General features: G+C 66.3%; 20 protein-coding genes. 9 read left to right on the top strand and 11 right to left on the bottom strand.

What is annotated here, in order from left to right; all coding sequences use genetic code 11:
• Window positions 1-77 precede the first annotated feature (77 nt).
• The 7 genes from J3367_RS17765 to mazG all read left to right on the top strand — a co-directional run bounded on the left by J3367_RS17765 (window position 78) and on the right by mazG (window position 7,440).
• Entirely contained in the window at window positions 78-1,271 is a 1,194-nt protein-coding gene (locus J3367_RS17765) for a D-alanyl-D-alanine carboxypeptidase family protein (RefSeq protein WP_024351764.1), read from the top strand.
• Window positions 1,272-1,305: 34 nt separating this feature from the next.
• Entirely contained in the window at window positions 1,306-1,974 is a 669-nt protein-coding gene (gene tmk, locus J3367_RS17760) for a dTMP kinase (protein ID WP_029703578.1), read from the top strand.
• Entirely contained in the window at window positions 1,971-3,029 is a 1,059-nt protein-coding gene (locus tag J3367_RS17755; RefSeq protein WP_024351762.1) for a DNA polymerase III subunit delta', read from the top strand. The genes tmk and J3367_RS17755 overlap by 4 nt, the downstream gene beginning before the upstream one ends.
• Before the next feature lie 107 nt (window positions 3,030-3,136).
• Complete coding sequence (gene metG / locus J3367_RS17750) at window positions 3,137-4,684, top strand: methionine--tRNA ligase (RefSeq protein ID WP_024351761.1); 1,548 nt, start codon at window positions 3,137-3,139, stop codon at window positions 4,682-4,684.
• Window positions 4,684-5,478 (top strand): TatD family hydrolase, encoded by a 795-nt coding sequence (locus J3367_RS17745; RefSeq protein ID WP_024351760.1) that lies wholly within the window; start codon window positions 4,684-4,686, stop codon window positions 5,476-5,478. Before metG ends, J3367_RS17745 begins: the two co-directional genes overlap by 1 nt.
• A 15-nt stretch (window positions 5,479-5,493) precedes the next feature.
• Window positions 5,494-6,306 (top strand): MBL fold metallo-hydrolase, encoded by an 813-nt coding sequence (locus J3367_RS17740; RefSeq protein ID WP_024351759.1) that lies wholly within the window; start codon window positions 5,494-5,496, stop codon window positions 6,304-6,306.
• 261 nt (window positions 6,307-6,567) lie between these two features.
• Window positions 6,568-7,440, top strand: a complete 873-nt coding sequence (mazG, locus tag J3367_RS17735; protein ID WP_024351758.1) for a nucleoside triphosphate pyrophosphohydrolase — start codon at window positions 6,568-6,570, stop codon at window positions 7,438-7,440.
• A 57-nt stretch (window positions 7,441-7,497) separates the two neighbouring features.
• Here mazG and J3367_RS17730 read toward each other — a convergent pair whose 3' ends face one another.
• The 10 genes from J3367_RS17730 to J3367_RS17685 all read right to left on the bottom strand — a co-directional run bounded on the left by J3367_RS17730 (window position 7,498) and on the right by J3367_RS17685 (window position 15,856).
• Window positions 7,498-7,887 carry a TfoX/Sxy family protein gene (locus J3367_RS17730; protein ID WP_024351757.1) on the bottom strand — a complete coding sequence of 130 codons (390 nt, stop codon included), beginning with the start codon at window positions 7,885-7,887 and terminating at the stop codon, window positions 7,498-7,500.
• 28 nt (window positions 7,888-7,915) lie between these two features.
• Entirely contained in the window at window positions 7,916-8,293 is a 378-nt protein-coding gene (sufA, locus tag J3367_RS17725) for a Fe-S cluster assembly scaffold SufA (RefSeq protein WP_024351756.1), read from the bottom strand.
• Window positions 8,294-8,412: 119 nt separating this feature from the next.
• Window positions 8,413-8,832: a VOC family protein gene (locus J3367_RS17720; RefSeq protein WP_029703574.1), complete on the bottom strand. Its 420-nt coding sequence runs from the start codon at window positions 8,830-8,832 to the stop codon at window positions 8,413-8,415.
• Between the two features lie 10 nt (window positions 8,833-8,842).
• Entirely contained in the window at window positions 8,843-9,256 is a 414-nt protein-coding gene (locus J3367_RS17715) for an SUF system Fe-S cluster assembly protein (protein WP_024351754.1), read from the bottom strand.
• 87 nt (window positions 9,257-9,343) lie between these two features.
• Window positions 9,344-10,594: a cysteine desulfurase gene (locus J3367_RS17710; protein WP_024351753.1), complete on the bottom strand. Its 1,251-nt coding sequence runs from the start codon at window positions 10,592-10,594 to the stop codon at window positions 9,344-9,346.
• Between the two features lie 95 nt (window positions 10,595-10,689).
• Window positions 10,690-11,925 carry a Fe-S cluster assembly protein SufD gene (gene sufD, locus J3367_RS17705; protein WP_024351752.1) on the bottom strand — a complete coding sequence of 412 codons (1,236 nt, stop codon included), beginning with the start codon at window positions 11,923-11,925 and terminating at the stop codon, window positions 10,690-10,692.
• A gap of 2 nt (window positions 11,926-11,927) precedes the next feature.
• Window positions 11,928-12,683 carry a Fe-S cluster assembly ATPase SufC gene (gene sufC, locus J3367_RS17700; protein WP_024351751.1) on the bottom strand — a complete coding sequence of 252 codons (756 nt, stop codon included), beginning with the start codon at window positions 12,681-12,683 and terminating at the stop codon, window positions 11,928-11,930.
• Between the two features lie 14 nt (window positions 12,684-12,697).
• Window positions 12,698-13,015, bottom strand: coding sequence for an antibiotic biosynthesis monooxygenase family protein (locus J3367_RS17695; protein ID WP_024351750.1), 318 nt, complete (start codon window positions 13,013-13,015; stop codon window positions 12,698-12,700).
• Window positions 13,012-14,535, bottom strand: coding sequence for a Fe-S cluster assembly protein SufB (sufB, locus tag J3367_RS17690; RefSeq protein WP_024351749.1), 1,524 nt, complete (start codon window positions 14,533-14,535; stop codon window positions 13,012-13,014). The genes J3367_RS17695 and sufB overlap by 4 nt, the downstream gene beginning before the upstream one ends.
• Window positions 14,536-14,668: 133 nt before the next feature.
• Window positions 14,669-15,856 (bottom strand): cysteine desulfurase family protein, encoded by a 1,188-nt coding sequence (locus J3367_RS17685; protein ID WP_024351748.1) that lies wholly within the window; start codon window positions 15,854-15,856, stop codon window positions 14,669-14,671.
• A gap of 187 nt (window positions 15,857-16,043) precedes the next feature.
• Here J3367_RS17685 and J3367_RS17680 point away from each other — a divergent pair, with 187 nt between their 5' ends.
• Window positions 16,044-16,718 (top strand): alpha/beta hydrolase, encoded by a 675-nt coding sequence (locus J3367_RS17680; RefSeq protein ID WP_024351747.1) that lies wholly within the window; start codon window positions 16,044-16,046, stop codon window positions 16,716-16,718.
• A gap of 28 nt (window positions 16,719-16,746) precedes the next feature.
• Here the strand turns inward: J3367_RS17680 and J3367_RS17675 are convergent, their stop codons facing one another.
• On the bottom strand, window positions 16,747-17,922 hold the full coding sequence (locus J3367_RS17675) for an anhydro-N-acetylmuramic acid kinase (protein ID WP_024351746.1): 1,176 nt from the start codon (window positions 17,920-17,922) through the stop codon (window positions 16,747-16,749).
• Between the two features lie 89 nt (window positions 17,923-18,011).
• On the opposite strand from J3367_RS17675, the gene tyrS reads away from it, so the two are divergent.
• Window positions 18,012-19,265 (top strand): tyrosine--tRNA ligase, encoded by a 1,254-nt coding sequence (tyrS, locus tag J3367_RS17670; RefSeq protein ID WP_024351745.1) that lies wholly within the window; start codon window positions 18,012-18,014, stop codon window positions 19,263-19,265.
• Window positions 19,266-19,280: the final 15 nt, after the last annotated feature.

The raw sequence follows: 19,280 nt of genomic DNA, 5'->3' as shown, positions 1-19,280 counted from the left end.
GTCCGGCAGCGGCCTAAAGTCCGCTCATCTTCCAGTGCCCGCGGCTCCAAGCCGCCGGCACGTGCACGCGGATACCGATGACAAACGCATTTCCGTTCAAGGCCTTCGTCGTCACCGTCTCTCTCATGCTGCCGCTGGCAGGGCCCGTCGGCCCCACCCTGGCCCAGGAGGAGGACGTGCCGCGGATCGAGACGACGGCCCGCGAAGCGTTGCTCGTCGATGGCGAAACCGGCACGGTGCTGTTTGCCAAGAATGCCGACGCGCCGTTCCCGCCGGCGTCGCTCGCCAAGATGATGACGATGGAAATCGTCTTCGCGGCGATCAAGGACGGGACGCTCACCCTCGACACGGAATTTCCCGTCAGCGAGCATGCCTGGCGCACCGGCGGCGCACCGTCGCGGACCTCGACGATGTTCGCCGAGCTGAAGTCCCAGGTGCCGGTCTCGGCGCTGATCCGCGGGGCGATCATCCAGTCGGCCAACGACGCGGCGATCGTCATCGCCGAGGGCATGGAAGGCTCCGAGGCGGCCTTCGCCGAGCGCATGAACGCCCGGGCCCGGGAGCTCGGCATGATCAATTCGCGCTTCGCCAATCCGACCGGCCTGCCGGCGGACGACCAGTATGTCACCGCCCGCGACCTGATCACGCTGGCGCGTCATCTCCGGTCCACCTATCCCGAGCTCTACGCGATCTATGCCGAGCCGGCCTTCGAGTGGAACAAGATCTTTCAGCGCAATCGCAATCCGCTGCTGTCGATGGAGATCGGCGCGGACGGGATCGAGACGGGCTACACCGAGGCCTCGGGGTTCAGCCTGGTCGGAGCCACCTCGAATGGCGGCCGCGATACGCTTCTGGCGGTGAGCGGGCTCGAAACCGCCCGCGACCGCGCCAGCGAAGCCCGCAAGTTGCTGCTGTGGGCACGGGAATCGTTCGAATCGGAGACGCTGTTTCCGGCCGGCCAGATCGTCGGTTCGGCCAATGTCTTCGGGGGCGAATCCGGCAGTGTCGCGCTGGCCGCGACGGAGCCCGTCGAGGCGCTCGTCCCCGCCGATGCGCCCGAGCTCGTCAGCCTCCAGATCCGTTATCTGGAACCCCTGATCGCGCCGATCGCCGAAGGCCAGACCGTTGCCTCGCTGGATATTCTGGTAGAAGGAGAGCCGGTGCTTTCGCGCGACCTCCACGCTGCCAGCGCGGTGGCTGCCGGAAGCTTCACCGACCGCGCACTCGGCGCGGTCAGGGAGCTCGCCGTCGGCTGGCTCCGGACGCTCTGATCATCCACGCGGACGCGAATTGACCCGATTTTTCATGACATTCGAGGGCGGCGAGGGGAGTGGCAAGACGACCCAGATCGCCCGGCTTTCCGACCATCTGCGCAGCGAGGGCCACGACGTCGTCACCACCCGCGAGCCGGGCGGCTCGCCCGGCGCCGACGCACTGCGGCACGTCATCCTGTCCGGCGCCGCCGAGGGGCTGGGCGTCGAGGTCGAGGCGATGCTCTTCGCCGCTGCCCGCGCCGATCATGTGGACACGCTGATCCGGCCGGCACTGGATGCCGGCAAGATCGTCCTGTGCGACCGGTTCCATGATTCCACCCGGGTCTATCAATTCCTCGATTCCGATCTCGACCAGGATTATCGCGACGCGATGGAGCGGGCCGCGCTCGGCGATCTCCTGCCGAACCTGACCATCATCCTCGACGTGCCGGCGAGCGTCGGGGTCGAGCGGGCGCGCCAGCGCCGGGCCGACCATTCGCCCGACCGTTTCGAGAAGGAGGACGAAGCGCTGCACGAGCTCCGCCGGCAGGCCTTCCGCAAGCTCGCCGAGGACGAACCGGAGCGCTGCGTGATCGTCGACGGCACGCAGGCCGAAGACAAGGTCGCGGCGGAGATCCGGGACATCGTCGACGACCGCCTCGGGGCGGCCCGGTTCGAGGCGATCGGCCAGTCGCTGGGGGCAGGGCAGGCCGCCCGATGAGCGACGCGGCGCTGGACATCCCGGCGAGCCACGACGATCTCGATGGCGTGCCGCCGCCCGCGGCGACACCCACGCTCTTCGGGCACCGCAGCGAATTTGCCGAGCTGGCGTCGGCCGAAGCGGCCGGGCGGCTGCACCATGCCTGGCTGTTTCAGGGCCCGCGCGGGGTCGGCAAGGCGACGACCGCCTTCGCCTTCGCGCGGCACCTGCTTTCGCCCGGCCATGCCAGGGGCACCGAGGCGCCGGTGTTCGATCCGGCCGACCCCGCCATGCGCCAGATCGCGCTCGGCACCTATCCCGGCCTCGTTCATGTGACCCGCCCGCCGGTCGAGAAGGGCACGGGTTTTCGCACCCAGATCACCGTCGAGGGCGTGCGCAAGCTCAACCGGTTCTTCCAGGCCACCGGTTCGCGCACCAGCTGGCGGATCGCGATCATCGATCCGGCCGACGACATGAACCGCAGCGCCGCCAACGCGCTGTTGAAGATTCTCGAGGAGCCGCCCGCGCGCTCGGTCTTCCTGATCATGAACCACACGCCGGGCCGGTTGTTGCCGACCATCCGGTCGCGCTGCCGCACCCTGCGCTTCGAACCGCTGGAGGACGCTGACCTCGCCGCAGCGACCGCCGCCGCGCTGCCCAGCGCCGGCCAGGATGAGATTGCCGCCGCCGTACCGCTCAGCGAAGGCAGCGCACGGCAGGCGATCTCCCTGATCGCCTATGGCGGGATCGAGATCCGGCAGTCGCTCCAGACGCTCATTGCAGCAGACCGGCCCGACTGGAACAGCATCCATTCCATGGCCGACGCCCTGACCCAGAAGGGGCGCGAGCAGGCCTACGAGTTTCTGATCACGGCGCTTCTGTCGGCAACAGCCGAGGCGAGCGAGGCGTGCCTTTCGCGCGGCGACAGCGCCGGGGCCGCGTCGCTCGCGGCGCTCTGGCAGGACGAGACCGCAAGGCTGCGCGAGGCCGCGGCCTACAATCTCGACCGCAAGCAGGCGCTGCTGACGCTTTTCGACCGGTTCTACCGCTGCCGCGGGGCCGCAAGCGCCGCCTGAACGCCATTGCGGCAGGTTTCGGGCGCCGATCGATTGAGCCGCCTGCGCCAATGCACTATGTCGCAGGGATCACGTCGCCTATCGTACCGGAGTTTGACGACAGCCCCATGGCCGAACGCTTCTATCTGACCACCGCGATCTCCTATCCGAACGGTCGTCCGCATATCGGCCACGCCTACGAGTTCATCGCGACCGATGCCCTGGCGCGCTTCAAGCGGCTGGACGGCTACGACGTGTTCTTCCTGACGGGCACCGACGAGCACGGCATCAAGATGCTGCAGAGCGCGCGCGAGCAGGGCATCAGCCCGGCCGAGCTCGCCCGGCGGAACTCGGCCGAGTTCGAGGCGATGGCGACCCTTCTGGGCGGCACCAACGACGATTTCATCCGCACCAGCGAAGAGCGGCACGTGGCCGCCAGCCAGGCGATCTGGACCAAGATGGCCGCCGCCGGAGACGTCTACAAGGACGCCTATTCGGGCTGGTACTCGGTCCGCGACGAAGCCTATTACGGCGAGGACGAGACCGAACTGCGCGAGGATGGCAAGCGCTACGGCCCGCAGGGCTCGCCCGTCGAATGGGTGGCCGAGGAAAGCTATTTCTTCAAGCTGTCGGAGTTCCAGGACCGGCTGCTGGCGCTTTACGAGGACAATCCCGACTTCATCGGCCCGGCCGAGCGGCGCAACGAGGTGATGTCCTTCGTACGCTCGGGCCTGCGCGACCTGTCGATCTCGCGGACCACCTTCGACTGGGGCATTCCCGTGCCCGGCGACGAGAAGCACGTCATGTATGTGTGGGTCGACGCGCTCACCAACTACCTGACCGCCACCGGCTTTCCGGAGGAGGGCGAGCGCTCGGCCTACTGGCCCGCCGACCTGCACGTCATCGGCAAGGACATCGTGCGCTTCCATACGGTCTACTGGCCGGCCTTCCTGATGTCTGCCGGCCTGCCGCTGCCGCGCCGCGTCTATGCCCACGGCTTCCTGTTCAACCGCGGGGAGAAGATGTCGAAGTCGGTCGGCAACGTCATCGACCCGGCCGCCCTGGTCGAGGTCTACGGCCTCGATCGGCTGCGCTATTTCCTGCTTCGGGAGGTGCCGTTCGGCCAGGACGGCAATTATTCCCACGAGGCGATCGTCAACCGAACCAATTCCGAGCTCGCCAACGATCTCGGCAATCTGGCGCAGCGGTCGCTGTCGATGGTCGGCAAGCATTGCGGCGCGAAGGTGCCAGCGCCGGGCGCGTTCACCGAGGCCGATACGGCGATCCTGACCGCGGCGAACGACCTGTTGCCCAAGGTCCGCACGATGATCGACCGGCAGGAACTGCACGGCGTTCTCGCCGCGATCATCGCCGTGGTCAGCGAGGCCAACCGCTATTTCGCAGGCCAGGAGCCCTGGGCGCTGCGCAAGAGCGATCCGGCGCGCATGGAGACGGTGCTGTTCGTCACCGCCGAGATCCTGCGCCGCGTGGCGATCCTGCTGCAGCCCTTCGTGCCGGAGAGCGCCGGCAAGCTGCTCGACATTCTCGGGGTCGGCCCGGACGGCCGGACATTCAATGAACTGACACCCGATGTCCGCCTCGTCCCGGGGGCCGACCTGCCGGCGCCGCAGCCGATCTTCCCGCGCTTCGTCGAGGCGGAAGACGCCGCATCATGATGCCGTTCCTCGTCGACAGCCATTGCCATCTGGACTTCCCGGACTTCGCCGAGGATCGCGCGGACCTGATCGTCCGCGCCAAGGCCGAAGGCGTCGGCCTGTTCGTGACGATCTCGACCTTCGTCTCGAAGATCGAGAACTTAAAGGCGATCACGCGGGACCACCCGGAGGTCTATGCCTCGGTCGGCACCCATCCGCACAACGCCGCCGCCGAGCCGGATGTCAGCACCGAAGAACTCGTGCGTCTGTCGCAGGACCCGCGGATCGTCGCCATCGGCGAAGCCGGGCTCGACTATTTCTACGACAAGGCGCCGCGCGACATCCAGGAGACGGTGTTTCGCCGGCATATCGCGGCGGCGCGCGAGACCGGGCTGCCGCTGGTGATCCATTCGCGCGACGCCGACGACGACATGATCCGGATCCTCGAGGACGAAAGCGGGAAGGGGACCTTCCCCTTCATCCTGCACTGCTTCTCCGCCGGACCGCGGCTCGCCGAGGTCGGCGTGGCGCTTGGCGGCCATGTGTCGTTCTCCGGCATCCTGGCCTTCAAGAAGTCCGAGGAGATCCGCGCCATCGCCGCCGACGTGCCGATGGAGCGCCTGCTGGTTGAGACCGACGCGCCGTATCTCGCGCCGCCGCCGTATCGCGGCAAACGCAATGAGCCGGCTTACGTTCGCCATACCGCCGAGGTCCTTGCAGAAACGAAGGGAGTCGATCTGGCGACCATCGCGCGCCAGACCTCGGACAATTTCTTCGCGCTGTTCTCGAAAGTTCCCGATCCGAGAACGGCTTAGGCGGAGACGCTGAGGGTGAGCGACACGCTACGGCTGACCATTCTGGGCTGCGCTTCGTCGCCGGGAGTGCCGCGGATCAACGGCGACTGGGGCGCATGCGACCCGACGAACCCGAAGAACCGCCGTCTGCGGTCTTCGGCGCTGGTCGAGCGGATCGGACCGAACGGCCGGACGGTCGTCGCCATCGATTGCGGCCCGGATTTTCGCGAGCAGATGCTGATGGCCAGGGTCGCACATCTCGACGCCGTGGTGCTGACCCATCCGCATGCCGACCACATTCACGGCATGGACGATCTGCGCGGCTACATGCTGACCCAGAAGTCCCGCATTCCGGTGCATTCCGACCATTCGACCCATGCCCGTGTGCTGGAAGCCTTCCGCTATTGCTTCGAGACACCGGCGGGCAGCGCCTATCCGCCGGTGGCGCGGCATGTCGAGATCAGCGCCGGCCAGACATTCTCGGTCGATGGCGCCGGCGGCAAGCTGAGCTTTGCGCCATTTCGCCAGGAACACGGCTCGATCCATTCGCTGGGCTACCGGATCGGGCCGCTGGCCTATTGCAGCGACGTCAGCGACTTTCCGGACGCCGCCATCGCGGCCATTGCCGGCGCGCAGCACATCGTCATCGACGCGCTCCAGTACCGGACGCATCCGAGCCATCTGTCGGTCGAGCAGGCGCTCGACTGGATCGCGCGTTTCGGCGTGCCCGAAGCGACGCTGACCCACATGCATATTCCGCTGGACTACGCCACACTCTGTCGCGAGCTGCCGGGCCATGTGCGTCCGGGCTTCGACGGCCTGACGCTGGAATGGCCGCTCGACGCCTGAGCCGGAGCCGCGCCGGCTGCGACCGGATCGCAGGCCCGACCGAGGCCGCCCAACGTCCGGCATATCTGCTGCCCATCAGCCGCCATCCGTTCGGTTCCATAATCTATCTTATGCAACTTAGGTGCATGGGTGGATGGATACGGGCTCGACTGTAGGCCGTGTGAGACGCCGCGATGCGTGCCGGTCATCGGCTGGCCCTTCCCCTCGGGTCCGCGCGTCGCTATGCGGGATCGATCCGCAGGACTGTTCCGGAGTTTCGCCATGACGCCATCCAAGGACGTTGCACGCCTCGTCGAGATCATGGCGGCGCTGCGCGATCCGGTTTCCGGCTGTCCCTGGGATGTCGAGCAGGACTTCGCTACGATCGCGCCCTACACGATCGAGGAAGCCTACGAGGTCGCCGATGCCATCGAACGCAACGACGCGGTCGACCTGCGCGAGGAGCTGGGCGACCTCCTGCTGCAGGTCGTATACCACGCACAACTCGCGTCCGAGGCCGGCCTGTTCGATTTCGGCGACGTGGTGGACGGCATCACCCGCAAGATGATCCGCCGGCATCCGCATGTCTTTGGCGATGCCGAAGCGCGTTCGGCGGGCTCGGCCAAGGGCCAGTGGGAGCGCATCAAGGCCGAGGAAAAGGCCGAGCGCGCGGCTCTGCGCGCGACAGCGGCCACGGTCGCGCTGACGGCCGACACGCGCGTCCCGGAGGCAGCGGACCAGGCCGCATCGGGGTTTCTCGACGGGGTTCCGTCAGGCTTTCCGGCGCTGACGCTGGCACTGAAAATCCAGCAGAAAGCCGCGAAAGTCGGCTTCGACTGGGACCGGCCGGAGCCGATCGTCGGCAAGATCATCGAGGAAATCGACGAAGTCGCCGAGGCTGCGGAGAGCGGCGATCGCGACGCGCTTGAGGGCGAGATCGGCGATCTCCTGTTCAGTGCGGTCAATCTCGCGCGCTATCACGAGATCGATCCCGAAGCCGCGTTGCGGCGTTGCGTCCGCAAGTTCCGTGGCCGGTTTCGCCATATAGAGCAAGAGCTTGCCGCGACGGGCCGCGCGCTGGAAACGGCCAGCCTCGATGAAATGGAAGCGCTCTGGATCGCAGCCAAGACGCGCAAGCAGCCGGCGGCGTCCTGACGGGGCCGGGCCGGTCCTGAGGGTCTGGTCGGATACCGCAGGTCAAGGCTGCCGCGCTCAGGCCTTCGGGGTTCGGGTGCCCGATCTCGGCCGTTTCGGCTCGCCTTTGGGCTTCGCGGCGCCCTTCGCCTCGGCCGCGCGCCGGGAGGCTCCGTCCGCTAGCGCGATCCAGCGTTGCGCTTCGTCCGGGTCGTCGAAGGCGGCATCCGGAATCCGGTAATAGGGCATCCGCACGGGGCTTCGACCGGTGCGGGCGTAATGCCAGTTTTGCAGACCTTCGGCCTCGTAGATGGCATCGGTCTCGGCATTGCTCTTGAGATAGAGTTCGCCGTCGACGACCAGGGCGAGGATGCGATCCCCCGCATAGATCCCCTGCCCGCCGAACATCCGGCGAATGCGAAATCCGGGAACCGAGGCGAAAAGCTCGCGGAGAATGTCCTCGTCCATCGGACCGCTCAGGTGCGATGGCGGGCGGTCATCCCGGCTGGCCGGCGAGCGTCGCCAGATCGGCCTGCTTCAGCTCGACGGATTCGCCGCAGCCGCAGGCCGAGGTCTGGTTGGGATTGCGGAAGGTGAAGCCGGACCGCAGGACGGTCTCCTCGTAGTCCATCTCGGTGCCGAGCAGGAACAGGACCGCTTCCGGCGCGACCAGCACCCTGGCGCCGTCCTTCTCGATCATGTCCTCGTTGGGATTGGCCTCGGTTGCGAGGTCGATGGTGTATTCCATCCCTGCGCAACCACCCTTCTTGATACCGACCCGCAGGCCGAGCGCACCCTCGCCCTTGCTCGACGTGATCGCCTTGACCCGCTCGGCGGCGGCGTCGGTCATGCTCATCACGGTGAAGCGGCCCATGGCGGCCTCCTTTCGAGAAATTCTGTCACGCGAACACTATCAGAAAGATGGGGCGTTTCGCGAGGCGCCACAAGGCGAACGCTGCGTCGGCATGCGGGCTGCGCGCGATGCAGCATTGCTCAGGACCGCGACCAGAGTTCGCGTGTGGCAAGTTCGGCCGCATGGCCGTCGGGATCGCGGAAATACAGGCTGTGGCCCCGTCCCCGCGACCATTGCACCTCGCTCTCCACCGCGACACCGCAGGCTTCGAGATGGCGGCGCCATTCATCCACCGAGCCCGACGGAATGCCGAGCGCGAAGTGGATCGGGCCCTGGCCGTCATGCGGCGGGATCGTCCCGTCCGGTGTCGCCACCGGTTCCAGCGTGGAGCCGCGGGCGAACAGGATCAGGACCGTGCCGTCGGGCAGGCGGAAGACGCAGATGCGCTCTTCCTCGAACAGCGGCTCGATGCCGAGCAGCGCCGCGTAGAACGCCTTCGACCGCGCCATATCATCGACATAGAGGCAGGTCTCCAGCAATCCCGACAGCGGCGGTGTCATGGCGTCAGCGTCAGAACCAGCCGACGGCGACCTGCGCCTCTTCGCTCATCCGCTCGGGCGTCCACGGAGGATCGAAGACGAGGTCGACGCGGACCTGGCCGACGCCGTCGACCGAGCTCACGGCATTCTCGACCCAGATCGGCATTTCGCCGGCCACCGGGCAGCCCGGTGCGGTCAGGGTCATCTCGACATCGACATTGCGCTCGTCGTCGATGTCGATCTTGTAGATCAGGCCGAGCTCGTAGATGTCGGCCGGAATCTCCGGATCGTAGACGGTCTTCAGCGCGCCGACGATGTCGTCGGTGAGGCGCGTGAGCTCCTCGGCCGGGATCGCCGATTGCGTGCCGTTGTCGCCGGACGCCATGGCGACGTTGGCGGCGGCGGTGTCGTCCGCTGCGGGCTTTTGTTCGGCTTGGTCGGTCATGCGATCATCCTTGCGGCCTGCCCCGGTTTCGCGTGATCGCGATGCTGCGGGGCCATGCCTTCAAAATCTTCTCTGGCGGGCGCCTGATCAGGCGAAGAAGCGCCGCGCCTTTTCGAGCGCCTCGGCCAGGCGATCGATCTCGTCGGTGGTATTATACATACCAAACGATGCCCGGCATGTGGAAGTCGCGCCGTATCGCTTCAAGAGCGGCTGGGCGCAGTGGGTGCCGGCGCGCACGGCGACGCCCTCACGGTCGATGACCATGGAAATGTCGTGGGCGTGAATGCCCTCCAGGTCGAAGGAGACGATGGCCCCCTTCCCCGGCGCTTCGCCATAGATGCGCAACGAGTTCACTGCGCGCAAGCGCTCATGGGCGTAGTCGCGCAGGGTTTCCTCGTGGGCGGCGATCGCCTCGCGGCCGATGTGGCGCATGTAATCCAGCGACGCACCAAGGCCGATGGCCTGGACGATTGGCGGCGTGCCCGCCTCGAAGCGGTGCGGCGGCGCGTTGTAGGTCACCGCGTCCTCGGTCACCTCGACGATCATCTCGCCGCCGCCATTGAAGGGCCGCGTGCGCTCCAGCATCTCGCGCTTGCCGTAGAGAATGCCGATGCCGGTCGGGCCGTAGACCTTGTGCCCGGTGAAGACGTAGAAATCGCAATCGAGATCCTGCACGTCGACCGGCAGATGCACGGCGGCCTGGCTCCCGTCGACGAGCACCGGAATGCCCTTGGCATGAGCCATCGCGCAGACCGCCTTCACGTCGACGACGGTGCCCAGCACATTCGACATGTGGGTGGTGGCGATCATCTTCGTGCGCGGCGTGATCGCCCGTTCGAAGGCCGCGACGTCGATGGAGCCGTCTTCCTCGACCGGCACGAAGACCAGCTTGGCGCCCTTCTTCTCGCGGATGAAGTGCCAGGGCACGATGTTGGAGTGGTGCTCCATGATCGTCAGGACGATCTCGTCGCCCTCGCCGATCTCGTTCATGCCGTAGCCATAGGCGACGAGGTTGATCGCCTCGGTGGCGGACCGGGTGAAGACGATCTCCTCGGCGCTCGGTGCGTTGAGGAAGTCCGAGACCTTGCCGCGGGCCGCCTCGAATTCTTCCGTCGCCTTGTTGGACAGGAAGTGCAGGCCGCGATGGACGTTGGCGTAGTCCTCGCTATAGGCCTTCTGGATCGCGTCGAGCATGGCCCGCGGCTTCTGGGCCGAGGCGCCATTGTCGAGATAGACCAGCGGCTTGCCGTAGACTTCCTTCGACAGGATCGGGAAGTCGCGCCGGATGGCGTCGATGTCGTAGGCGGGACTGGCCGCAGCCATCACGTCAGCCTTCATGGCACGGGAACTCCGGTTTGCGCGCGGGTCGCCTCGGCATGGCCGAGGGGCGAGACGGGCGCGGCCGAAATGTCGGCGCGCCCGTCAGGACCGCATTATCGCTCGTGTGCGAGCCAGGCGTCGATGCGCTCCATCAGCGCGTCTCCGGCTGCTTCGTCTTCCAGTTCTTCCACGACCTCGGCGACGAAGGCCTTCACGAGCAGCGCCCGTGCCGGCTTCTCCGGAATGCCGCGCGACATCAGGTAGAACAGGTGATCGGCGTTGATCTCGCCCGCCGTCGCGCCGTGTCCGCACTGCACGTCGTCGGCGAAGATCTCCAGCTCGGGCTTGGCCGAGAAGTCACCCTGGTCCGACAGGAGCAGCGTGTTGCAGGCCATCTTCGCGTCGGTCTTCTGCGCGTCCTTGGCAACCTTGATCATGCCCTGGAAGACGCCGTGGCCACCCGTGACCACGTTCCGGAAGGTCTCCGTCGCGGTGGTGTGGGGCACCTGGTGGCGCAGGGTCGTCGTCACGTCGACATGCTGGCCCTCGGTCAGAAGGTTCACGCCGCGGATTCGAATCTCGCTGTTCTCGCCAACGGATTCGACGTGAACCTCGTTGCGTACCAGCGCGCCGCCGCTGTTCAGGACGAACAGCTTGAACACGGCATTAGCGCCGACGGTCACGTTCAGCTGCCCGAGATGGGCGGCCGACATGCCCTTCGCCTGATCGATGATCCAGAGCACTTCGGCCCCGTCGGCGATGGTCAGGTGCGACACGCCGGTCGAGGGCGCGCCGGTGGCGTTGCCCTCGATACGCTCGACGAAGGTCGCGCGGGCGCCCTCGCCGACCGTGCAGCGGGCAAAGCCGTGGCCACGCTCACCGGTGCCGGCGCGCAGCTCGATCGCGGACGCCAGCGCCGTACCGGCGGCGACGTTGACCACGACGGCCGGTGCGCCAAAGGCGGCATTGACCAGGCGGACCGTATCAATCGGCCGATCGAGATGGTTCGGCGACTTGTTCCAGTCCGCCGCTTCGCTCACCGCCGCGATCTGCACGCCCTCGGGCGCACTGGTCGCAGCCGGATCGCTCATCTCGACCACATGGCTGTTGTGCAGGAGCGGCGCCAGCAGCGCCGAATCTTCGCTCGCCGTCGCCTCGGCCGCCGGCAGGCGCCCCATCAGGGCGCGGAGATCGGTGTAGTGCCAGGCTTCGGTGCGCCGGTTGGGCAGGCCTTCACGGCGCAGGGCGTCGATGGCGGAGGCCGCCGTCGCGACGCTGCCGGCCCGCTCGGCGCTGTCGATCAGCGCCGCCTCGGCCGGGCTTCGGGTCTTGAGCAGATGCACCGTCATGATCAGGCTGCCTCGTCGATCAGCTGGCCGTAACCCTCGTTCTCGAGCTGCAGGGCCAGATTCTTGTCGCCGGTCTTGATGATGCGGCCCTTGTAGAGGACGTGCACCGTGTCCGGCACGATGTAGTCGAGCAGGCGCTGGTAATGGGTGATGACCAGGAACGAGCGCTCCGGTGAACGCAGCGCGTTGACGCCGTCGGCGACGATCTTCAGCGCGTCGATGTCGAGGCCGGAATCGGTCTCGTCCATGACGCAGAGCTTGGGCTCGAGCAGCGCCATCTGCAGGATCTCGGCGCGCTTCTTCTCACCGCCCGAGAAGCCGACATTCAGCGGCCGCTTCAGCATGGCGGCGTCGATCTTCAGATCGGCTGCCGCGGCCTTTACCCGGCGCATGAAGTCGGGCGTGGTCAGCTCGCCCTCGCCGCGCGCCTTCCGCTGCGAGTTGAGCGCGGTCTTCAGGAAGGTCATCGTGGCGACGCCCGGGATCTCCAGCGGATACTGGAAGGCCAGGAAGACGCCCGATGCGGCGCGCTCGGCCGGGTCCATCTCGAGGATCGACTCGCCGTTGTAGAGGATATCGCCCTCGGTGACCTCGTAGTCGTCGCGACCGGCGAGGATGTAGGACAGGGTCGACTTGCCGGAGCCGTTCGGCCCCATGATCGCCGCGACCTCACCGTCCTGGACGGTCAGATTGACGCCGCGCAGGATCTCGGTTTCGTCGTCCGCCACGCGGGCATGAAGGTTCTTGATTTCAAGCATGTCAGTTCCTGCGATCAGTAGCTGCGCGTGTCGCGCAATTCATAGTGTTGCGAGCGTTCGTCGAACCGCTTCAGGACTTGCCGCGCCTCGTCGGGGACGTAGCTGCGCTCGTGGTCATCGCCGACAAAAGCCTTCACGTTGTCGATGGAATCGAATTCCATGATGGTGATGAACTCGACCTCGTCGGCAAGCGGGCGTCGCAGCACCTCTATGCGGCGGAACCCGGGAATGGCCTTGCCTTCGATGCCCTTGATCACCTCCGAGCGAAGGATCGCCTCGTACGTGTCGGCGTTTTCCGGCGTCGTGTATCCATGCCAGATCCGTTTGATCATCCCACCGAGCCTTCGAGGCTGATGCCGATCAGCTTCTGGGCCTCGACGGCGAACTCCATCGGGAGCTGCTGGATCACGTCCTTGACGAAGCCGTTGACGATCAGCGCCACGGCCTCTTCCTCGGGGATGCCGCGCTGCATGCAGTAGAACAGCTGGTCGTCCGAGATCTTCGAGGTGGTCGCCTCGTGCTCGAACTGCGCGGTGGCGTTCTTCACCTCGATATAGGGCACGGTATGGGCGCCGCAGTCGTTGCCGATCAGCAGCGAGTCGCACTGGGTGAAGTTGCGGGCATTGGTCGCCTTGCGGTTGGCCGAGACCTGGCCGCGATAGGTGTTGTTCGAATTGCCCGCCGAGATGCCCTTGGAGATGATGCGACTCGACGTGTTCTTGCCGAGATGCAGCATCTTGGTGCCGCTGTCGATCTGCTGGCGACCGTTGGACACGGCGATGGAATAGAACTCGCCCCGGGAATTGTCGCCGCGCAGGATGCAGGACGGGTATTTCCAGGTGATCGCCGAGCCGGTCTCGACCTGGGTCCAGGAGATGCGCGAGTTCTTGCCGCGGCAGTCGCCCCGCTTGGTGACAAAGTTGTAGATGCCGCCCTTGCCGTCCTTGTCGCCCGGATACCAGTTCTGGACGGTGGAGTACTTGATCTCGGCATCGTCCAGGGCGATCAGCTCGACCACGGCCGCATGCAGCTGGTTCTCGTCGCGCTGGGGCGCCGTGCAGCCTTCCAGATAGGAGACGTAGGAGCCCTCATCGGCGATGATCAGCGTGCGCTCGAACTGGCCGGTGTTCTTCTCGTTGATCCGGAAATAGGTCGACAGCTCCATCGGGCAGCGAACGCCCTTCGGCACGTAGACGAAGGAGCCATCGGTGAAGACCGCGGAGTTCATCGTGGCGAAGAAATTGTCCGACACCGGCACGACCGAGCCGAGATATTTCTTCACCAGCTCGGGATGCTCGCGGATCGCCTCGGAGATCGGCATAAAGATGACGCCGGCCTTCTCGAGTTCCTTCTTGAAGGTGGTGGCGACGGAGACCGAATCGAACACGGCGTCGACGGCGACGCGGCTTTCGCGCGGCGCGATCTCGTTGCCGTCCTCGTCATAGGTCGGCTCGGCCGCCGGCTTGACGACGCCGGCCAGCATCTCCTGCTCGCGAAGCGGAATGCCGAGCTTCTCGTAGGTGCGCAGGATCTCGGGATCGACCTCGTCCAGCGAGGCCGGGCCGGACATGGATTTCGGCGCTGCGTAATAATGGATGTCCTGGAAGTCGATCTCGGGATAGTCGAGACGCGCCCAGGACGGGCTCTCCATCGTCTTCCAGCGCTCGAACGCCTCCAGACGCCAGTCCAGCATCCACTGGGGCTCTCCCTTCTTGGCGGAGATCAGCCGGATGATGTCTTCGTTGAGGCCCTTGGGCGCCACATCCATCTCGATGAGCGTCTCGAAGCCGTATTTGTACTGATCGACATCGATCTTGCGGACCTGATCGATGGTTTCCTGAACTGCTGGCATTCCAATTCTCCATACTCGCCGGATTCAAGGTCCGGTGGTCGGCGCGCCGCCGAAGCGCCCGGCCGCGCGGTGTAGATAGCAACGAAGCGCCCCGATTTTTAGGGCGTAGCCGATGTCCTGCGAACTCTTATCGTCACGCCGCGCGGTGGGCCCTCGCCGCCGGTGCGGCGCGCCCAGCCAGGGCGGCATATTCGCGAACGAAACGATCGAGATCGTGCGTCGCGGTGTCATAGCCGAAGCTGATGCGGATGGCACCGTCATCGGCAGAAATCTGAAGGCCTCCACGGACCATCGCATCGACCACATGGCTGCGACCGACCTTGCCCGACGAACAGGCCGATCCGGCCGACACGGCGAGCCCGGCGAGATCGAGACCGATCTGAGCGGTTTCGGCGCGCAGACCCGATGCTGCGATCGCCACCGTGTTGGGCAGGCGCGGCGCATGGCCGCCGAGAAGGGTCGCCTGCGGCACTTGCGCCAGAAGCGCGGTTTCCAGATACCGGCGCAGCGCCATCAGATCGTCGGGCGCATGCTCGAGCCGTTGCCGCGCGATACGGGCCGCCGCGCCGAGGCTTGCGATGGCCGGCACGGCTTCCGTTCCGGCGCGGCGCCCCTTTTCCTGGCCGCCGCCGCGCACGAGCGCGAAAGGCCGCGTCGCGGGATCGCGAAACATCATGGCGCCGACGCCCTTGGCCGCACCGAATTTGTGCCCGGAGACGAAAGCCGCATCGGCGCCGCTCGCCGCAAAATCGAAACCGATTCGGCCGATCATCTGGACCACATCGAGGATAAGCCGGACCGGACGATCGGCAATTGCCGTCCGGATGTCGTCCAAGGGCTGCAGGACACCGGTCTCGGAATTGGCCAGCGTCAGCGCCAGAAGGCCGGTGATGCCGTCTTCGAGGGTCTCGGCCCATGCGGCCAGGGCGGCGCAATCGACGATGCCGTCAGCATCGACCGGCAGGCGCGTCACGTCGGCGGGGGCGAAGGCACCGCCGTCACGCACGCAAGGGTGATCGGTGTCGATGACGGCGAGATGTAAAACCTGCGTCTCCTGCCCGTCCACGAGCCAGCGCGGCGACAGGCAGGTAGTGGCCGCCTCACTGGCGCCACTTGTGAAGGCGATCTGTTCGGCGTCGCAGCCGACCAGCCGCGCCAGTTCGTCACGGGCGCTCTCCACCAGCTTCCTGGCGGCACGTCCTTCGCTGTGAACAGACGAAGCGTTGGCGGCATCGAGCGAGTCGATCAGCGCGGCGCGCGCTTCGGCCAGAAGCGGCGCACTCGCATTGTGATCCAGATAGAGACGCTCGTCTCTGCTCATTGCCTCTCGCAACGGTTCGGTCCGGGGCGCGATGCGCAAAAATCTTGAATTTTCGACGACGCCCGGACTACAAGACGCCTGATAGACGCCCGTAGTTTTGAATCATTCTAAACTGGACCCTACGAGGCCACTTCGGCTTCGTCAAGTCAGGCCAGCCGAGCCATCCCGCTCGCCAAGGAACATTATTATGCCCGAAGTGATCTTCAATGGCCCTGCCGGCCGCCTGGAGGGCCGTTACCAGGCCGCCAAGGAGAAGAACGCCCCGATCGCCATCGTCCTGCACCCGCATCCGCGCTTCGGCGGCACGATGAACAACCAGATCGTCTACAAGCTCTTCTACATGTTCGTGGAGCGCGGCTTCACCACCCTGCGCTTCAATTTCCGCGGCATCGGCCGCAGCCAGGGCGAGTTCGACCATGGTTCGGGCGAATTGTCGGACGCCGCCTCGGCGCTCGACTGGGTGCAGAGCCTGCATCCCGATTCCAAGCAGTGCTGGGTCGCCGGCTATTCCTTCGGCGCCTGGATCGGCATGCAGCTCCTGATGCGCCGTCCCGAGATCGAAGGCTTCTTCTCGATCTCGCCGCAGCCCAATTCCTACGACTTCTCCTTCCTTGCCCCCTGCCCGTCCTCGGGCCTGATCATCCATGGCGACAAGGACCGGGTGGCACCGCCGAAGGACGTCCAGACCCTCGTCGACAAGCTGAAGACCCAGAAGGGCATCGTCATCACCCAGAAGACCATGGAAGGGGCCAACCACTTCTACAGCGAGCACACCGACGAGCTGCTCGGCGAATGCTCCGAATATCTCGACCGGCGTCTGGCCGGCGAACTCAGCGACCCGCGGCCGAAGCGCCTGCGCTAGGCCTCAGAACCCGGCACCGAGACGCCTCTCAGCGATCGGTGCCGGCTTCCGCCTGTCGGGCATCATCCGGCAGCGACAGGACACCGCCGGTCACCGCCTCGCGGCAGCCGGTGGTCGTCGGCCAGGTCAGCGGACGGCGATCCAGCGACCGGACGGCGAGATAGCCCCAGGCTTCCGCCTCCATGGCATCGCCGTCGAAACCGGCCTCCTCGGCCGAGACGACCACCGCATCCGGCCCGGCGCCGGCTTTCAGATCGGCCATGATCGCCGGATGGTGGCGCCCGCCGCCGCAGATGATCCAGAGCTTCGGTTTGGCCGGAAAATGCTCGGCCGACATCAGGATGGCCGCGGCGCTGACGAAGCACAGCGTGCGGGCGACATCCTCGAGCGTGCCGCTGCCCGGCGGCGGAACCGGAAAATCGAAACGGTCCAGCGATTTCGGTGCGGGTCGGGCAAAGAAGTCCGACGCCAGATAGCGTTCGGCCATGCCTTCGATCAGACCGCCCTCGCTGGCGATGGCGCCATTCTGGTCGTAGGGAATGCCCGCCTCGCGCTGCAGCCACTGGTCGAGAAGCGCATTGCCCGGCCCCGAGTCGAAGGCGACCGGATCGGTTTCACCATCGAGCCAGGTGACGTTCGAGATGCCGCCGATATTCACGAATACGACCGGATAGGTCCCACGGTCCGCGGGCAGGCTGCCGGCCAGCGCCGCGTGATAGGCGGGCACGAGCGGCGCGCCCTGCCCGCCGGCCACCATGTCGGCCGCACGCATGTCATGAACCACCGGCAGGCCCAGTTGCCGGGCGAGGAAATCGCCCCGGCCGATCTGGACCGTCAGCGCCTCGGCCGGGCGGTGCAGCACCGTCTGGCCGTGAAAGCCGACGACATCGACCGAGGCCCTGTCGATGCCGCATTCCTTTAGGAAGCGCGTGACCGCTTCACCGTGGCGTTGGGTGAGCGCGACTTCCAGCGCCGCCAGATCCCCGGGACGTGCGTCGCGCTGCCGGATCGTCTTGGCGGTCTCCAGCGCCGCCGCGAGCTGGTCCCGGAATACCGCGTCATAGGCGTAGACCCGGGCCGGTCCGCGTTCGACGACGGTATCGCCATCCGTGTCGACCAGCGCCACGTCGATTCCGTCGAGCGACGTGCCGCTCATCAGGCCGATGGCGCGGCGCAGCTTCGGTTGGCGCAATTTCGGCTCCACAACTGGAATTCTGGCGCAGGGCTGATAAACCGCACCCCACATCTTGCGGAGCGCCTGCCGCTCCGGCGAAAGAACAGGATCACCATTCCATGACCCGCTTCAAGTCCGAGTTCCTGGCGACACTCGCCGAGCGCGGCTTCATCCACCAGACATCCGACGACAACGGCCTCGACGAGCTGTTCCGCACCGAAACGGTCACCGGCTATATCGGCTTCGACCCGACGGCCGCCAGCCTGCATGTCGGCTCGCTGATGCAGATCATGATGCTGCACTGGATGCAGCAGACCGGTCACCGGCCGATCGCGCTGATGGGCGGCGGCACCGGCATGATCGGCGATCCGTCTTTCAAGGACGAGGCGCGCAAGCTGCAGACCGAGGACACGATCGCGTCCAATCTCGCCGGCATCAAGCGGTCGTTCCAGCCATACATCCGTTTCGGCGACGGGCCGACCGATGCGGTCATGGTCGACAACGCCGAATGGCTGCTGGAGCTGAACTACGTCGCCTTTCTGCGCGATGTCGGCCGGCACTTCTCGGTCAACCGCATGCTCTCCTTCGATTCGGTCAAGCTGCGGCTGGACCGCGAGCAGTCGCTGTCCTTCCTCGAATTCAACTACATGATCCTGCAGGCCTACGACTTCGTCGAGCTCTACAAGCGCACCGGCTGCAAGCTGCAGATGGGCGGCTCGGACCAGTGGGGCAACATCGTCAACGGCATCGATCTCGGCCGGCGCATGGAGGGTGCGGATCTCTACGCCCTCACCTCGCCGCTGCTGACCACCTCGTCGGGCGCCAAGATGGGCAAGACCGCCTCGGGCGCGATCTGGCTCAATGACGACATGCTCAGCGCCTATGATTTCTGGCAGTACTGGCGCAACACCGAGGACGCCGATGTCGGTCGCTTCCTGAAGCTCTACACCACCTTGCCGATGGACGAGATCGCGCGGCTCGAAGCGCTGGGCGGCTCGGAGATCAACGACGCCAAGAAGGTGCTGGCGAACGAGGTCACGGCCATGCTGCACGGCCGCGCCGCGGCCGAAGCCTCCGCCGAGACGGCGCGCAAGACCTTCGAGGAAGGTGCGCTGGCCGACAGCCTGCCGACCATCGAGGTTCCGGCGGCGTCGCTGGCCGAAGGCGTCGGCCTCCTGTCGCTGCTGGTCTCCGCGGGCCTCGCCGGCTCGAACGGCGAAGCGCGCCGCCACATCAAGGGCGGCGCCGTGCGGGTCAACGACGCGCAGGTCACCGACGAGCGGCTGACGGTCGGCACGGACGCCCTCGTCCAGGGCGTCGTCAAGCTGTCTGTCGGGCGCAAGAAGCACGTGCTGGTCCGGCCCGCCGACTGAGCGGCCGGACGCGCC

This window comes from Aurantimonas sp. NFXS3 (assembly GCF_049132005.1).
GTDB lineage: Bacteria > Pseudomonadota > Alphaproteobacteria > Rhizobiales > Rhizobiaceae > Aurantimonas > Aurantimonas coralicida.
The sequence above is the reverse complement of the archived record's forward strand: the minus strand, read 5'-3'. Positions and strand labels throughout refer to the sequence as shown.

Excerpts from the sequence above, each read along its gene's own strand:
- J3367_RS17710 (WP_024351753.1), bottom strand. The coding sequence starts at position 10,594 with ATGAAGGCTGACGTGATGGCTGCGGCCAGTCCCGCCTACGACATCGAC.
- J3367_RS17695 (WP_024351750.1), bottom strand. The coding sequence starts at position 13,015 with ATGATCAAACGGATCTGGCATGGATACACGACGCCGGAAAACGCCGAC.
- J3367_RS17685 (WP_024351748.1), bottom strand. The coding sequence starts at position 15,856 with ATGAGCAGAGACGAGCGTCTCTATCTGGATCACAATGCGAGTGCGCCG.
- J3367_RS17715 (WP_024351754.1), bottom strand. The coding sequence starts at position 9,256 with ATGACCGACCAAGCCGAACAAAAGCCCGCAGCGGACGACACCGCCGCC.
- tmk (WP_029703578.1), top strand. The coding sequence starts at position 1,306 with ATGACATTCGAGGGCGGCGAGGGGAGTGGCAAGACGACCCAGATCGCC.
- J3367_RS17730 (WP_024351757.1), bottom strand. The coding sequence starts at position 7,887 with ATGGACGAGGACATTCTCCGCGAGCTTTTCGCCTCGGTTCCCGGATTT.
- J3367_RS17765 (WP_024351764.1), top strand. The coding sequence starts at position 78 with ATGACAAACGCATTTCCGTTCAAGGCCTTCGTCGTCACCGTCTCTCTC.
- sufD (WP_024351752.1), bottom strand. The coding sequence starts at position 11,925 with ATGACGGTGCATCTGCTCAAGACCCGAAGCCCGGCCGAGGCGGCGCTG.
- J3367_RS17680 (WP_024351747.1), top strand. The coding sequence starts at position 16,044 with ATGCCCGAAGTGATCTTCAATGGCCCTGCCGGCCGCCTGGAGGGCCGT.
- sufA (WP_024351756.1), bottom strand. The coding sequence starts at position 8,293 with ATGGGCCGCTTCACCGTGATGAGCATGACCGACGCCGCCGCCGAGCGG.
- J3367_RS17720 (WP_029703574.1), bottom strand. The coding sequence starts at position 8,832 with ATGACACCGCCGCTGTCGGGATTGCTGGAGACCTGCCTCTATGTCGAT.
- J3367_RS17745 (WP_024351760.1), top strand. The coding sequence starts at position 4,684 with ATGCCGTTCCTCGTCGACAGCCATTGCCATCTGGACTTCCCGGACTTC.
- metG (WP_024351761.1), top strand. The coding sequence starts at position 3,137 with ATGGCCGAACGCTTCTATCTGACCACCGCGATCTCCTATCCGAACGGT.
- J3367_RS17755 (WP_024351762.1), top strand. The coding sequence starts at position 1,971 with ATGAGCGACGCGGCGCTGGACATCCCGGCGAGCCACGACGATCTCGAT.
- tyrS (WP_024351745.1), top strand. The coding sequence starts at position 18,012 with ATGACCCGCTTCAAGTCCGAGTTCCTGGCGACACTCGCCGAGCGCGGC.
- sufC (WP_024351751.1), bottom strand. The coding sequence starts at position 12,683 with ATGCTTGAAATCAAGAACCTTCATGCCCGCGTGGCGGACGACGAAACC.
- mazG (WP_024351758.1), top strand. The coding sequence starts at position 6,568 with ATGACGCCATCCAAGGACGTTGCACGCCTCGTCGAGATCATGGCGGCG.
- sufB (WP_024351749.1), bottom strand. The coding sequence starts at position 14,535 with ATGCCAGCAGTTCAGGAAACCATCGATCAGGTCCGCAAGATCGATGTC.